We start from the raw sequence: 11,448 nt of genomic DNA on the forward strand, positions 1-11,448 counted from the left end.
GGGGTGGGTTTTCCTGCCGGTTTACTAACTCTCCCTTACCCCCCGGGGCGGGGGGGGGGGGGGGGGGTGGCGGGGCCCCCTCCGGCCCCCCCCCCCCCCCCCCCCGGGCCCGCCCCCACGGCTGCGCCTGTCCGTCACCCGCACCGCCCGTCCGTCACCCGCACCGCCCGTCCGTCACCCGCACGGCCTGTCCGGCTCCACGGGCTCCACGGCTCCGCCTGCCGGTCACCCGCACCGCCCCGGAACTCCCGCGTTACGCGACGACCATCCCGGCCGGGTTGGTGGTCAGACCCAGGGCCGTACTGCCCACGAGCGTGAGCGACTTCGCGTCGATCGCGTCGACCGTCGAGGAGGCGTTCGTGGCGACCCAGACGGTGGAGGCGGTCGCCGTGACGGTGGTCGGGACGTGGTGGACGCCGACGGTCGCGATCACCCGGTCGCGGGCCGCGTCGATCACGGAGACCGTGTCGTCCTTGGAGTTGGTGACGTACACCCGCGAGCCGTCGGGACTGACCGCGACCTGCCACGGCACGCGGCCGACACGGACACGCGTGCGGACCCGGTGGGTGCGCGCGTCGATCACCGAGAGGGTGCCGTGCCAGGTGTTGACGACGTACAGCCGGGTGCCGTCGGGGTGGACGGCGACACCGTTGGAGCCGGCCTGGTCGGTCAGCAGGGCTCGCTGCTCGCCGCTGCCGGTGTCCACCACGGACAGGCCGTCGTAGCAGGAGACGTAGAGCGTCCTGCCGTCCGTGGCGGGAGCGAGGGAGTGCGGGGCGTTCCCGGTCTTCCAGGTGGCGGTGACCTGGTCGGAGGCGGTGTCGATCACCGAGAGCGTCCGCGAGCCGCCGAAACCGGTGTCGGGACCGGTGTTGGCGACGTAGACGCTGCGGCCGTCCGGGGAGGTGGCCAGGCCGTGCGGGTACGGGCCGACGGGGATGCCGGCCGTGATCGTGCCGGTGGCGGTGTCGTAGACCGAGACGGCGTTCTCGCCCGAACTGCTGAGGTACAGCTTGCCGCCGTCGGCCGACTTCGTCAGGCCGTAGGGGCTCACCCCGGCCCTGACGCTGGCCACGAGCTGGTGGGCGGCCACGTCGATCACCGCGAGGGTGAAGCTGACCACGCCGACGGTGTAGAGGTAGGTGCCGGTGGTGGGGCCGACGCCGGGGACGGCCTCCTGGATGCCGGGGAAGTCGGTGCCCGCGGTGCCGTGCGGGAAGTCGGAGCGGTGCGTCGTGGCGTTCTCCACGATGCGGCTGATGGCGTACGGGCGGCCGCCGGGGTGCCCGGCCGAACCGGCCTTGGGCGCGGCCGGGTTCGCCGTGGACTTCCCGCCCGCCGGCTCCTGGTGCGGCGGGGTCTGGTCGGCGCCGGGGAACGTGGCCGGCGGCAGCGTCGCGACTTCCTGCTCGGCGGCCCAGAACTGGTCCTTGGTCCCGGGCAGCCGGGGGAACGGCCGCGGAGGGGAGGACGGGAGCCCGAGCGCCGAGGTCAGATCGCCGAAGGTGCTGCGGCGCCAGTCGCTGATGTTGGTCTCGCGCACGCCGGTGATCCGCTCCAGGAAGCGCAGCACCGAGGTGTGGTCGAAGGGCTCGCCGGCCACGTAACCGCCCTGGGTCCAGGGCGAGACGATCAGGCAGGGCACCCGGACGCCGGCGCCGATCGGCACGCCGCCGACGAACTCGCCCGGCGTGCCGGCCGGCGGTGACGGCGGGATCATGTGGTCGAACAGGCCGTCGTTCTCGTCGTAGTTGACGATGAAGACGGTCTTGCGCCACACGTCGGGGTTGGCCGCGATCGCGTCCAGCTGGAGGGCCAGGAAGTCGGCGCCGGCCGCCGGGGTGTAGTCGGGGTGTTCGCTCTGCTCCGAGGTCGGGATGATCCACGAGACGGTCGGCAGGCGGTCGGCGGCCGCGTCCCGCGCGAACTGGTCGGCCGGGCCGATGGTCATGGCGTGCTCGTACAGCGGGTCGCCGGGCTTGGCGTCCTGGTAGGTCCGGAACCACTCCAGCGGATTGGTGCCGTAGTCGTCCTCCTGCTGGTAGACGTGCCAGGAGACCCCTGCCGCGGTGAGGCGCTCCGGATAGGTGGTCCAGCGGAACGGGGCGGGGATCACGTTGCTGATCACCGGGCCGCCGGCCAGGCCGTCGGGGTCGATGGTGCCGCTCCAGTGGTACAGGCGGTTGGGCCAGGTCGGACCGAGCAGCGAGCAGAAGTACGCGTCGCACAGGGTGAACGACTCGGCGAGCGCGAAGTGGAACGGGATGTCCTCGCGCTGGTAGTAGCCCATCGTGTACGGGCCGTTCGCCGGGCCGTCGGCCGCCCGGTGGGCGGGCAGCCACTGGTCCATCCGGCCGCCGTTGACCGCCGCGTGCTGGACCGTCCAGGCGTGGCTGGTCGAGGGGATCGCCTGCGAGCTGGTCGACTTGGTGTCGAGGTGGAAGGGCAGGAGGTAGCCGTCGGGGTTGACCGCGTCCGGCTGGTAGAAGACCGACCGCCCGGTGGACAGTGTCGCCGCGTCCGGGTCGTCGAAGCCGCGGACCCCGGGCATGGTGCCGAAGTAGTGGTCGAACGACCGGTTCTCCAGCATGAGGATCACGACGTGCTCGATGTCGTCGAGCGATCCCGGGTTCCTGGGCGACTGCGCCATGGCGCGCTGCAGGTTCGGCGGGAGCAGCGTCATCGCCGCCGCCGCGCCGCCGGCACCGAACGCGGACTTCAGGAGTCGTCTACGCGAGAAATCAGCCATGCCACACCTTCACTGCCGAAGATCGTGAACGGCCGTACGACACACCACGTGGTCGTCCGTCGTACGGCGCGTTGGAGACCGAGCCGTTCTCCGTGCGGGTCCGGCGGGCGTCAGTAGACGGTGACGTCCCAGTGGTTGCCCTCGTCGCAGTAGAGGTTGCCCGACGCGGCCTGCCACTGCGGATAGCCGTCGCCGCGGTAGCCGATGTAGGTGAAGCTGTTGTGCACGTAGTTGTCGATGCACGAGTTGTGCGCCAGGTCGACCTTGTAGCCGTTGTAGTGGCTGTAGGTGCCCGAGGCGTGGCCGACCTCGGTGCCGCCGGTGATGTTGATCGCGCAGCCGCTGGCTCCCTTCAGGGTGACCATGGCGTCGACCGTGCCGGAGTTGATCTGGTCGAAGGACGTGCACGTCGAGTTGGACCGGGTGGTGCAGTTGCCGCTGGAGCTCCAGGTGATGCCCGCGGCGGAGAGCTTGGCGGCCGCTGCCGACTGGGACATCTTGGTGCCGCTGGCCTGGGCGAACGGGGCCGCGACCAGAAGGACGCCCGCTGCGGCGACGGTGGCGACGGCGAGTCGGCGAGGACGGATGGGCACGGGGGCCTCCTGTGGTGGGGGAGGGGCGGGAGGTGCGTACGGGGCAGGCTCTCAGGCTAGTCCGAATCGTGAGCATGACAAGTACGGCGGGATGGCGTCCTGGCGAACGAAGCCCCGCCGGGCCGGCGCGGCGCCCCGTGGCCGATTCGTTCAAGACCACCGGGGCGGCGGCTGCCTACCCTCGGGGCATGGAACCGACGAACCCGGCCTCACGGCACGTCAGCACGCACATCGACCGCCCCGCCGGGGAGGTGTACGCCTATGCGTCGAACCCGGCCCACCTGCCCGAGTGGGCCCATGGGCTGGGCGATTCCGTCGACCGGGTCGATGGGCAGTGGGTCGCGCAGTCGTCGCCCATGGGGCGGGTGGTGGTGGCGTTCGCACCGGAGAACGAGTTCGGTGTCCTCGATCACGACGTGACCCTGCCGTCGGGTGAGGTCGTCTACAACCCGGTGCGGGTGATCGACGACGGCGCGGGGTCCGAGGTGGTGTTCACGCTTCGCCGGCGGCCCGAGATGAGTGACGAGGAGTTCCGGCGTGACGCGGAGACGGTGGGCGCCGACCTCGCCAGGCTCAAGCGGGTGGTGGAGGGGTGAATGTTCGTTCATATGTACTTATAGATGTGCTTATAGAGGTGTGGGCGCGTCGCGACTTACCGTTGCGGGGTGGCTGCCGCCGCTGACGGCGGGCACGGGTGGGTCGTGTTCCGGCGTCGAGGGGAGACCGCTCATGGCCAGCGCGTTCCAGGAGCGCAAGTTGCGGGGGATGTTCGCGGCGTTCGACACGGACGGCGACGGCTTCCTGCGCGAGGAGGACTTCAGGGCGCTGGTGGCGCGCTGGAGCCGGCTGCCGGAGGTAGGGCCCGGCACGGAACTGCGGGCCCGGGTGGAGACGCTGCTGATGGGCTGGTGGGCGGCGCTGCTGGAAGCCGGGGACGCCAACGGGGACGGATCGGTCGACCTGGGCGAACTGCTCCAGCTCGTCGACAGGTTGCCCTCCATGGTCGCGGAGGTGACGGCGACCGCCGACACGGTCTTCGACGCCGTGGACGCGAACGGCGACGGCCGCATCTCCCCGGCGGAGCACCGCTCGCTGGTCGAGACCTGGAACGGACGGCCGGTGGACATGACGGGCGTCTTCGAACGGCTCGACCTGAACGGCGACGGCCACCTCAGCCGCGAGGAGTTCGCGCTGCTGTGGCGCCAGTTCTGGATCAGCGACGACCCGGCGGAGCCCGGCAACTGGCTCTGCGGCCGGTTCCCGGGCTCGCAGGACTGATCGCCCGGGTTCAGGCGGTGGTGAGGTCGCCGACGGTCGGCTCGCCGGCCCACGTGTAGGAGAGCTGGAGCGACCCGTTCGGGAAGACCCGCGACGTGGCCAGCCGCAGCGCCGAAGGCACCGCGCCGCCCTCGAACACGCGCTTGCCGCTGCCAAGCACCACCGGGTACACCCAGAGGTTCAGCCGGTCCACCAGCCGCTGCGCGAGCAGCGACCGGACCAGGTCGAGGCTGCCGATCACGTGGACGCGGCCGTAGCGCTCCTTGAGCTCGGCCACACCCGCGGCGAGGTCGCCGCGAAGGACGCTCGCGCCCTCCCAGCCCAGCGGGTCCTGGAGGGTGCGGGTGGCGACGAACTTCGGGACGCTGTTGAGCAGGCGCGTGAAGTCCATCTCCGCCGGGGCCGTGGGCCAGTACCCCGCGAAGATGTCGTAGGTACGCCGGCCGAGCAGCAGCGCGTCCATGCCCTTGGCCTGCTCGAACACGAGCCCGCCGGATTCGGGGCTGATCAGCGGCGCCTGCCAGCCGCCGAACGCGAAACCGCCCTCGCGGTCCTCCTCGGGCCCGCCCGGTGCCTGCGCGACCCCGTCGAGGGTCATGAACTCGGTGACGACGAGCTCGCTCATGGTGTGCTCCTCCCGGTGGCAACTCTCTCCCCCTGGAGACGACACGGCGGGCCCGGACTCATCGGTGGCTCAGCCGTCCGAGAGCCGGGACGACGGAATCGCGTACGGCCGCACCGACGCACGACCGCACCGACGCACGGCCGCACCCGCGTACGGCCGCACCCACGCACGACCGCACCCGCGTACGGCCGCACCCACGCACGACCGCTACCGCTACCGCGGGTCGAGACCGTTGGACCGGGCGACGCCGCCGAGCCAGGCCAGCGACGGCTTGGGGGTGCGCACGAAGGTCTCCCGGTCCACCGAGATCAGGCCGAAAGTCGGCCGGTAGCCGGACGCCCACTCGTAGTTGTCCAGCAGGCTCCAGTGCAGGTAGCCCTCCACCCGCACGCCGTCCTCGATGGCCGCGTGCAGGCCGGCCAGCGCGCCGCGGGTGTAATCGATCCGCCGGGCGTCGTCGGCGGTGGCGATGCCGTTCTCGGTCACGAAGACCGGCGTGCCCCCGGTCTTCTCCCAGGCGCTGCGCACCCCCAGCTCCAGCGCCCGCGGGTAGTACTCCCACCCGGTCAGCGTGGTCTCGACGCCTTCGGGCACCTGGCGCGGTCCATCCGGGCCGATGATCGTACGGGTGTATGCCTGCACGCCGACCCAGTCGTCGCCGCGCGCGGCCTCCAGGTACCAGTCGTCGCGCTGGTACCCGTAGGCGTGCGCGACCTCCTCGCAGCCCGGCTCGGCCTGGAACGCCTGGGTGGCGACGGTCCATCCGGAGCGGACCCCGCCCACGCCGGACAGCACCTCGCGCGAGCGGCGGTGGCACTCCAGCAGGGTGTCCGCGACCTGGAGGTCCGGCGCCGGCAGGCCGTACGCCACCAGGTTCGCCGGGTCGTCGCCGCCCGCGATCATCGCGGCGATGTTGGGCTCGTTGACGGTGCAGACCCACTTGACGTCGTCGCCCAGCACCGGCAGCGCCAGCTCCGTGAACCGCGCGAAGCGGTCCGCCGCCTTGGGGCTGCGCCACATGCCCTCCTGCGCGAACCAGCGCGGGACGGTGAAGTGCATCAGCGTCACCATCGGGGTGAGGCCCAGCTCCAGCGCGGTGTCCACCATGCGGCGGTAGTGGTCGATCGAGGCGCGCGAGACCACGCCCTCCTCGGGCTCGATCCGGCTCCACTCGATGGAGAACCGGTACGTGTCCAGGCCCGCGTCACGCAGCAGCGTCATGTCCTCGCGGAAGCGGTGGTAGCTGTCGCAGGCGTCACCGGAGGGTTCGGCGATACGGGTGCCGGGCGCGTGTTCGCGCGGCCACCAGTCGTTGTTGATGTTGTTTCCCTCGATCTGGTGGGCGGCGGTTGCGGCGCCCCACAGGAAACGGTCGGGGAAGTGCAGCACGGAGAGAACCTCGTTCATGTGAGAAAAGTGACGACCGGTCAGCTGGTGCGCGACCAGAAGTCGGAGAGCAGGTCCGCGGTGGCGACCGGGTTCTCCTGGTTGGGAAGATGGCCGGCGCCGGCGATGACCTCGTAGCGGGCGCCGAGGCGTTCGGCCATCGTGCGCTGCCACTCCTGCGGCCAGGCGTCGTCGTGCGCACCGTGGGCGACCAGGACGGGCAGCGCGGTGACGGCCAACTCGGGTGTGGAGTCGGCCGGGTCGGCGAGGATGTCGATGGCGCCCAGCAGGCTGTCCACGCTGGTGCGCATCGAGCGCTCGCGGAGGAACCGTTCGCCCGCGCCGAGCCGGTCGGGGTCGCGCCGTGCGGTCCTGGCCGCTTCGGGCCGGTCGAGGGTCCACAGGTCGATCCGCTTCCCGGCCCCGCGCAGCTTCGCCTCTTCGGCCGCCTTGCGGCCCGGCCAGCCGTGCGGACCCGAGCAGAGCATGGTCAGGTCCTCGAACGCCTCCCGGCCGCCGCTGACCGCGGCCGCCCGGGCCACGGTGCCGCCGAAGCTGTGGCCCACCAGATGGGCGCGTTGCCGGCCCGTCAACTGGGCGACGAGTGAGGCGACATGGAGCACGTCACCGGAGAAGGCGTCCAGCGTGTAGTGCTCCTCGCCGGCCGGCGCCGCCGAGTCGCCCTGCCCGCGCTGGCTGAACGCCCAGGCGTCGAAGCCGCGTTCGGCGAGCAGTGGCAGCAGCGGGACGAAGTCCTCCTTGGAGCCGGTGAAGCCCGGGACCAGCAGCGCGGTGCCGCGCACCGGCTCGCCGGGCCGGCCCTGGGGGAGCGCCCGGAAGGCGGTCAACGGCCCTACCGGAAGGTCCAGTTCGAGGATCTCGATGGAGGCCGGCACCGGAAGCACGCTGAACCGCCGTCCCGGCCGGACGCGTTGCGCCGCCTCGGTCCGGGCCCGCGCCCGCGCGTCCGCGCCGCCGCCGCTCCCGGCCACCCCCGTGCCCCCGCTCATGCCGCCACGCCCGCTCATGCCGCGCCCTCGTCGGGTCCGGCGGCCGCGAACCGGCGCGCGGGCTGCGGGATGGAGTCCAGCAGCCGGGTCGTGTAGTCGTGCTCGGGGAAGCGCAGCACCTGGACGGTCGGCCCCGACTCCACCACCCGGCCCTGGTGGAGCACCATGATCTTGTCGGTCACCATCCGCGCGGACAGCAGGTCATGGGTGATGTAGAGCAGGGAGACGCCGAAGTCGCTGCGCAGGTCGCGCAGCAGGGCCAGCACGCCGGCCCGCAGCGAGACGTCGAGCATGGAGACCGGCTCGTCGGCGATCAGCACCTGCGGGTCGCTCGCCAACGCGCGGGCGATGACGACACGTTGGCGCTGTCCACCGGACAACTCGTGCGGCAGCCGCGCCGCGAACTGCTCGACCGGGGTCAACCCGACGATCTCCAGCAGTTCGAGCACCCGCTTCCTGGCCTCCGCCCCCTTGCGCCCGGTGAAGTTCACCACCGGCCGGGTGAGCGTGTACTCGACCGTGTGCAGCGGGTTGAGCGCGGCGTACGGGTCCTGGAAGACCATCTGGACGTCGGCGTGCAGCTTGTGCAGCTGCCGGCGGCGCAGCCGGTCCACCCGCAGCTCGCCGAAGGAGACGGTGCCGCTGCTGGGCTGCTCCACCCCGGTGATCAGCTTGGCCAGGGTGGACTTCCCCGATCCGCTCTGGCCGACCAGGGCCATCGACTCGCCCGGCTCCAGCCGGAAGGAGACCCCTTCCACGGCGGTGACCGGGGCGTCCCCGCGCCGCCGCCCGGGGTAGACGCGGCTGACGTCCGCCACGACGACGGCGTCCTGTGCGGCTGCCCGGGTCCCGGTACGACCGCCCGCGTGCCCGCCCGCGTGGCCGGAGGAGCGACCGGCCGCGTGGCCACGGCTTCCGGCGGCGGCCGGCGAGGCGTCGTCCGTAGCCGTAGCCGTAGCCGCGTCCGCGTCCGTAGCCGTGTCCGTAGCCGGCTCCGTCGTCTTCGTCGGCTCCACCGCCGGCAGTCCCGGCAGCTCCACGACCTCCGCGCGCGGGTCGGCGTAGTGGCCGAGCAGCGTCTGCGTGTACGGGTGCCGGGGCCGCTGGAAGATCTCCCGGGAAGGGGCGTCCTCCACGATGACCCCGTCCTTCATCACCATCACCCGGGCCGTGGACTCCAGCACCACACCCAGGTCGTGGCTGATCAGGACCGCGGTGAAGCCCTCGCTCTCCTGCAATTCCCGGATGGTGCGCATCACCGCGTGCTGGACCATCACGTCCAGCGCCGTGGTGGGCTCGTCGAAGACCATCAGCCGCGGTTCGAGGGAGAGCGCGAGCGCGATCGAGACGCGCTGCCGCATGCCGCCGGACAGCTCGCCCGGGTAGCGGTCGAGTACGGACCCGGTCAGCTCGACCTTCTCCAGCAGCTCCACCGCCCGGCCGCGCCGCCGGGGCCGCGGCACATGGCCGTGGGCGGCGAAGATGTCGCCGAAGTGGTGGCCGATGGTGCGCACCGGGTTGAGCGCGTTCATCCCGGACTGCAGGACCATGGCGAAGCCGCCGCGCCGCTGCACCCGCACCTGCTCGGTGTCGAGCCCGGCGATGTCCGTGCCGTCGAAGAGGATGCGGCCCTCGGAGATCCGCGCCGGCGGCTTGGCCAGCCGGGTCAGCGCGAAGCCCAGCGTGGACTTCCCCGATCCGGACTCGCCGACCAGGCCGACGAACTCGCCCTCCTCCAGGCTGAAGGAGGCGTCCTTCACCGCGGTGGTCGGCTCGGCGCCGCGCGGCTCGTAGACGATGCTGAGGTTCCTGACGTCGAGCAGGCTCATCGTCCGTTCCCTTCCCGCAGCCGCGGGTTGCTCAGCCCGTCGACACCGAAGTTGACCAGGGTCATGGCGGTGGCCAGCAGCGCGACGCACAGCCCTGGGGCGAAGAGCAGAATCCACTGGCCGGTGAGGAGGGCGTTGGAGTTCTGCGCCCAGTAGAGCATCGAGCCCCAGCTGACCGTGAAGGGGTCGCCGAGCCCGAGGAAGGACAGCCCGGACTCCGCCAGCACCGCCGCGGTGGCCGCGCCGAAGAAGGAGCCGGCGATCATCGAGGTCATGTTGGGCAGGATCTCCCGGAACACCACCCGGGTCGCGCTCTCGCCGCTGAACAGTGCCGCGGTGACGAAGTCCCGGCTGCGCAGCGACTGGGTCTGCGCCCGCAGCACCCGCGCTCCCCAGGCCCAGCCGGTGATCACGACCACCAGCACGATCATCTTCAGCCCGCCGTTCTGCAGGTAGGCGGCGATGATGATCATCAACGGCAGGCCGGGGACCACCAGGAAGAGGTTGACGACGAAGTTGACCACGTCGCCGAGCCAGCCCCGCAGATAGCCCCAGGACAGCCCGACCGCCACCGCGACCAGCGTCGTCAGGCCGCCGGCGACGAAGCCGACCACGATCGACACCCGTGCCCCGTAGAGCAGTTGGGACAGCACGTCCTCGCCGGCGCCGGTGGTGCCCAGCAGGTGCGCGGAGCTGCCGCCGGTGTCGGGCGGGAAGTTGTTCGCGTGCGGGGAGTACGGCGCGATGAGCGGCGCGAAGATCGCCACCAGGACGAAGACCGCGAGGATCACCAGGCCCACCCGGGCCTTGCCGTTGCTCCACACCGTGCCGAACGAGCGGCCGAAGACCTGGAGCGCGCGCACCACTCCCGAACTCGAAGGCGCCGCGGGCGCCATGGCGGCCGGCGGGGCCGAAGCGGCGGGCGTGGACGGCGGAGTCGGCGGGTTCGGCGGGGTCGCAGTAGGGGAAGTCATCTCGGTCACCGCCTGGTCCGGGGGTCGAGGACGCCGTAGAGGACGTCCACGATGAAGTTCGCGACCAGCACGCACACCGTGATCATCAGGAAGAGCGCCTGCATCAGCGGGTAGTCGTGGTTGGTCACCGCGCTGTACAGCAGATGGCCGACACCGGGGTAGTTGAAGACCTGCTCGACCAGCAGCGAACCGCCGACCACGCCGCCCAGCGCCATGCCGAAGCCGGTGAGGTTGGGCAGCAGCGCGTTGCGGGCCGCGTAGCGCAGGGCGACGGTGCGCCCGCGCAGGCCGTTGGCCTCGGCGAAGGTCACGTAGTCCTCGCCGATGGTGCCGATCATCGTGTTGCGCATGCCGAGTATCCAGCCGCCGAGCGAGGTCAGCAGGATCGTCAGCGCCGGCAGCACCGCGTGGTAGAGCGAGTCGCCGAGGAAGTCCAGCGAGAAGTTCGGCACCGCGTCCGCGGAGTACGCCCCCGAGGTCGGGAACCAGCCGAAGACGTAGCCGACGAAGAAGACCAGCAGCAGCGCGGTCCAGAAGTAGGGGAACGCCGCGAGGAACGCGCCGGACAGGGTGGGCAGCGAGTCCAGCCAGGTGCCCCGCTTCCACGCCGCGGCCACGCCGATCAGCGAGCCGACGACGAAGGCCAGCACGGTCACCAGGCCGACCATCACCAGGGTCCAGGGCAGCGCCTGGCCCACCATGCCGGAGACCGACTGCGGGAAGAAGGTGTAGGACACCCCGAACCGCAGATGGACCACGGTGTTCAGGTACTCCACGTACTGGTGCCACCAACTGCCGCTGGGCACGCCCAGTTGGGCCTCGATCGCGGCCCGGGTGGACGGTGCCACCGGGCCGTTCTGCGAGAGCTTCGCGACGGCCGCGTCGGCCGGCGAGCCCGGCATCAGCCGGGGAAGCGCGTAGTTGAGCGTGACCGCCGCCCACATGGTGAGCAGCAGCAGCCCGAACTTGCGCAGGATGTAGCGCATGAGGGGTTCTCCTCGTCC

At 71.6% G+C, this 11,448-nt stretch carries 10 protein-coding genes and 1 pseudogene; 2 read left to right on the forward strand and 9 right to left on the reverse strand.

Annotated elements, in window-relative coordinates; all coding sequences use genetic code 11:
- Positions 1-253 precede the first annotated feature (253 nt).
- The 3 genes and pseudogenes from ACIPAE_RS11210 to ACIPAE_RS11220 form a co-directional block, all read right to left on the reverse strand.
- The gene (locus ACIPAE_RS11210; protein ID WP_402444510.1) at positions 254-1,249 is read right to left on the reverse strand and encodes a hypothetical protein; all 996 of its coding nucleotides are present in this window, start codon (positions 1,247-1,249) and stop codon (positions 254-256) included.
- A gap of 93 nt (positions 1,250-1,342) precedes the next feature.
- A pseudogene (locus ACIPAE_RS11215) lies at positions 1,343-2,749 on the reverse strand (alkaline phosphatase family protein); the annotation flags it as partial.
- Between the two features lie 110 nt (positions 2,750-2,859).
- Positions 2,860-3,342, reverse strand: coding sequence for a hypothetical protein (locus tag ACIPAE_RS11220; protein ID WP_402444433.1), 483 nt, complete (start codon positions 3,340-3,342; stop codon positions 2,860-2,862).
- Between the two features lie 188 nt (positions 3,343-3,530).
- Between ACIPAE_RS11220 and ACIPAE_RS11225 the strand changes: the two genes are divergently transcribed.
- Positions 3,531-3,938 carry an SRPBCC family protein gene (locus ACIPAE_RS11225; protein ID WP_329367599.1) on the forward strand — a complete coding sequence of 136 codons (408 nt, stop codon included), beginning with the start codon at positions 3,531-3,533 and terminating at the stop codon, positions 3,936-3,938.
- A 133-nt stretch (positions 3,939-4,071) separates the two neighbouring features.
- Positions 4,072-4,620 carry an EF-hand domain-containing protein gene (locus ACIPAE_RS11230; protein WP_329367601.1) on the forward strand — a complete coding sequence of 183 codons (549 nt, stop codon included), beginning with the start codon at positions 4,072-4,074 and terminating at the stop codon, positions 4,618-4,620.
- Between the two features lie 10 nt (positions 4,621-4,630).
- Here ACIPAE_RS11230 and ACIPAE_RS11235 read toward each other — a convergent pair whose 3' ends face one another.
- From ACIPAE_RS11235 to ACIPAE_RS11260, 6 genes are all read right to left on the reverse strand, one after another.
- On the reverse strand, positions 4,631-5,245 hold the full coding sequence (locus tag ACIPAE_RS11235; RefSeq protein ID WP_402444436.1) for a dihydrofolate reductase family protein: 615 nt from the start codon (positions 5,243-5,245) through the stop codon (positions 4,631-4,633).
- A gap of 213 nt (positions 5,246-5,458) precedes the next feature.
- Positions 5,459-6,652: a family 1 glycosylhydrolase gene (locus tag ACIPAE_RS11240; protein ID WP_366413913.1), complete on the reverse strand. Its 1,194-nt coding sequence runs from the start codon at positions 6,650-6,652 to the stop codon at positions 5,459-5,461.
- Between the two features lie 20 nt (positions 6,653-6,672).
- A complete protein-coding gene (locus ACIPAE_RS11245) occupies positions 6,673-7,659 on the reverse strand; it encodes an alpha/beta fold hydrolase (RefSeq protein WP_402444438.1) in 987 nt (328 codons plus the stop codon).
- A complete protein-coding gene (locus ACIPAE_RS11250) occupies positions 7,656-9,470 on the reverse strand; it encodes an ABC transporter ATP-binding protein (protein WP_402444440.1) in 1,815 nt (604 codons plus the stop codon). Before ACIPAE_RS11250 ends, ACIPAE_RS11245 begins: the two co-directional genes overlap by 4 nt.
- Positions 9,467-10,444, reverse strand: coding sequence for an ABC transporter permease (locus tag ACIPAE_RS11255; RefSeq protein ID WP_329367609.1), 978 nt, complete (start codon positions 10,442-10,444; stop codon positions 9,467-9,469). The genes ACIPAE_RS11250 and ACIPAE_RS11255 overlap by 4 nt, the downstream gene beginning before the upstream one ends.
- Positions 10,445-10,449: 5 nt before the next feature.
- Complete coding sequence (locus tag ACIPAE_RS11260; RefSeq protein WP_329367611.1) at positions 10,450-11,430, reverse strand: ABC transporter permease; 981 nt, start codon at positions 11,428-11,430, stop codon at positions 10,450-10,452.
- Positions 11,431-11,448: the final 18 nt, after the last annotated feature.

It is taken from the genome of Streptomyces sp. NPDC087270, assembly GCF_044744625.1.
GTDB lineage: Bacteria > Actinomycetota > Actinomycetes > Streptomycetales > Streptomycetaceae > Actinacidiphila.

Excerpts from the sequence above, each read along its gene's own strand:
- ACIPAE_RS11225 (WP_329367599.1), top strand. The coding sequence starts at position 3,531 with ATGGAACCGACGAACCCGGCCTCACGGCACGTCAGCACGCACATCGAC.
- ACIPAE_RS11230 (WP_329367601.1), top strand. The coding sequence starts at position 4,072 with ATGGCCAGCGCGTTCCAGGAGCGCAAGTTGCGGGGGATGTTCGCGGCG.
- ACIPAE_RS11235 (WP_402444436.1), bottom strand. The coding sequence starts at position 5,245 with ATGAGCGAGCTCGTCGTCACCGAGTTCATGACCCTCGACGGGGTCGCG.
- ACIPAE_RS11240 (WP_366413913.1), bottom strand. The coding sequence starts at position 6,652 with ATGAACGAGGTTCTCTCCGTGCTGCACTTCCCCGACCGTTTCCTGTGG.
- ACIPAE_RS11245 (WP_402444438.1), bottom strand. The coding sequence starts at position 7,659 with ATGAGCGGGCGTGGCGGCATGAGCGGGGGCACGGGGGTGGCCGGGAGC.
- ACIPAE_RS11250 (WP_402444440.1), bottom strand. The coding sequence starts at position 9,470 with ATGAGCCTGCTCGACGTCAGGAACCTCAGCATCGTCTACGAGCCGCGC.
- ACIPAE_RS11255 (WP_329367609.1), bottom strand. The coding sequence starts at position 10,444 with ATGACTTCCCCTACTGCGACCCCGCCGAACCCGCCGACTCCGCCGTCC.
- ACIPAE_RS11260 (WP_329367611.1), bottom strand. The coding sequence starts at position 11,430 with ATGCGCTACATCCTGCGCAAGTTCGGGCTGCTGCTGCTCACCATGTGG.